3 protein-coding genes, 1 tRNA gene and 1 pseudogene are annotated in these 1758 nt (G+C 37.9%); all 5 read right to left on the bottom strand.

What is annotated here, in order from left to right; translation table 11 throughout:
* Positions 1 to 60: 60 nt before the first annotated feature.
* The gene (gene rplK, locus ACR2F7_RS10610) at positions 61 to 504 is read right to left on the bottom strand and encodes a 50S ribosomal protein L11 (protein WP_037443979.1); all 444 of its coding nucleotides are present in this window, start codon (positions 502 to 504) and stop codon (positions 61 to 63) included.
* 67 nt (positions 505 to 571) lie between these two features.
* Positions 572 to 1114 (bottom strand): transcription termination/antitermination protein NusG, encoded by a 543-nt coding sequence (nusG, locus tag ACR2F7_RS10605; RefSeq protein WP_432713541.1) that lies wholly within the window; start codon positions 1112 to 1114, stop codon positions 572 to 574.
* 15 nt (positions 1115 to 1129) lie between these two features.
* Entirely contained in the window at positions 1130 to 1327 is a 198-nt protein-coding gene (gene secE / locus ACR2F7_RS10600) for a preprotein translocase subunit SecE (RefSeq protein WP_432713540.1), read from the bottom strand.
* 13 nt (positions 1328 to 1340) lie between these two features.
* A tRNA-Trp gene (locus ACR2F7_RS10595) sits at positions 1341 to 1411 on the bottom strand.
* 94 nt (positions 1412 to 1505) lie between these two features.
* Positions 1506 to 1758 (bottom strand): annotated as a pseudogene (tuf, locus tag ACR2F7_RS10590) (elongation factor Tu); the annotation flags it as partial.

The raw sequence follows: 1758 nt of genomic DNA, 5'->3' as shown, positions 1-1758 counted from the left end.
CATGTGCCTTTTTTTGATTTTTTGTTAATTTAGCCACTGTTGTAAACTGTTTTTTGTTAATTAATTTGTCCAGGGTGCGTCACCGCTAACGGTGATTCCCATACTGCGTGCTGTTCCGGCAACCATACTCATTGCCGACTCAATAGTGAAGGCATTTAAGTCTGTCATCTTATCTTCAGCAATCGACTTAACCTGATCCCAAGTCACCGAACCAACTTTCTTACGGTTGGGCTCAGCAGAACCACTCGCTAATTTAGTAGCATCTTTTAACTGGATAGCTACAGGAGGGGTTTTGATGATAAATTCGAATGACTTGTCAGCATAAACAGTAATTACAACTGGTAATACTTTACCGGGCTTATCTTGGGTACGAGCGTTAAATTGCTTGCAAAACTCCATAATGTTCACCCCTTTAGCGCCCAATGCAGGTCCTACTGGTGGTGATGGATTTGCAGCTCCACCTTTGATTTGTAATTTAACAAGCGCACTGACTTCTTTTGCCATTTTCTGTTTTGTTAATTGTAATACTCAATGTTAAATATGGAAGCATGTAACATTTAAGATCTTTATTCTATTCTTTTTCTACTTGCATATAGTTCAGTTCTAATGGACTCTTACGACCAAAGATCTTCACCATAACTTTCAACTTTTTCTTCTCTTCGTTTACTTCTTCAATAACGCCGGTAAATCCATTAAATGGCCCGTCCATTACTTTTACGTTTTCTCCAACATAGTAAGCAATGTTCATCGTTTCGCCTTGCTGGCTCATCTCATCAACCTTACCTAAAATGCGATTAACCTCTGCCTGACGCATAGGTACTGGATTTCCGCCTTTATCTCCTAGAAAACCGATCACACTATTAACACCTTTAATAATGTGTTCTAATTCTCCATCAAGCTGAGCTTCTATTAAAACATAGCCTGGGTAGAAGTTACGTTCTTTAGCAATTTTCTTGCCATCTTTCATCTGGTAGTATTTTTCCATAGGAATTAATACCTGAGGAACTAGATGCGAGAAACCTAAACGACTAATTTCAGAATCGATATACTGTTTAACCTTCTTCTCTTTCCCGCTAACAGCCCTAACTACATACCACTTTAACTGATCGTTCATTTAGCTATTTATATATTAATTAGAAAGTGATTTATAAAAAGTATCTAATACAAATGTTGATCCCTTATCCATTGCAAAAATAACAATTGCAATGATAAATGAAGCTACGAGCACCAACACCGCAGAATTTAACAATTCTGTCCATGCAGGCCAGGTAACCTTTTGGGTCATCTCCTCATACGATTCTTTAACAAATTGAACTACCTTAGCCATATTTAAGTATTTGCACGGGAACAAGGAGTCGAACCCTGATCAAAGGTTTTGGAGACCTCTATTCTACCGTTGAACTATTCCCGTTGATTTAAAGAACTTAGTACTTAGACGATTGGCAATAGATCGCCGTATCTAAGTACTAAGCTTTATATTATATTTTGTACAAATGTACGAAATATTATTTTAAAATTTCAGTTACCTGACCAGCACCTACTGTTCTACCACCCTCACGGATTGCGAAACGTAGACCTTTTTCCATTGCGATTGCGTTGATCAATTTTACTGTGATCGTAACGTTATCACCTGGCATAACCATTTCAGTTCCTTCAGCTAGTGAAATCTCACCAGTAACGTCTGTGGTACGGAAATAGAATTGTGGACGGTATTTGTTAAAGAATGGAGTGTGACGTCCACCTTCAGCTTTTGATAAT

The organism is Pedobacter sp., assembly GCF_045628745.1.
Lineage (GTDB): Bacteria > Bacteroidota > Bacteroidia > Sphingobacteriales > Sphingobacteriaceae > Pedobacter.
Note: the sequence above shows the minus strand (reverse complement) of the source record. Positions and strands in the feature narration are given on the sequence as shown.

Coding starts and splice junctions, on each gene's coding strand:
- rplK (WP_037443979.1), bottom strand. CDS start 504: ATGGCAAAAGAAGTCAGTGCGCTTGTTAAATTACAAATCAAAGGTGGA.
- nusG (WP_432713541.1), bottom strand. CDS start 1,114: ATGAACGATCAGTTAAAGTGGTATGTAGTTAGGGCTGTTAGCGGGAAA.
- secE (WP_432713540.1), bottom strand. CDS start 1,327: ATGGCTAAGGTAGTTCAATTTGTTAAAGAATCGTATGAGGAGATGACC.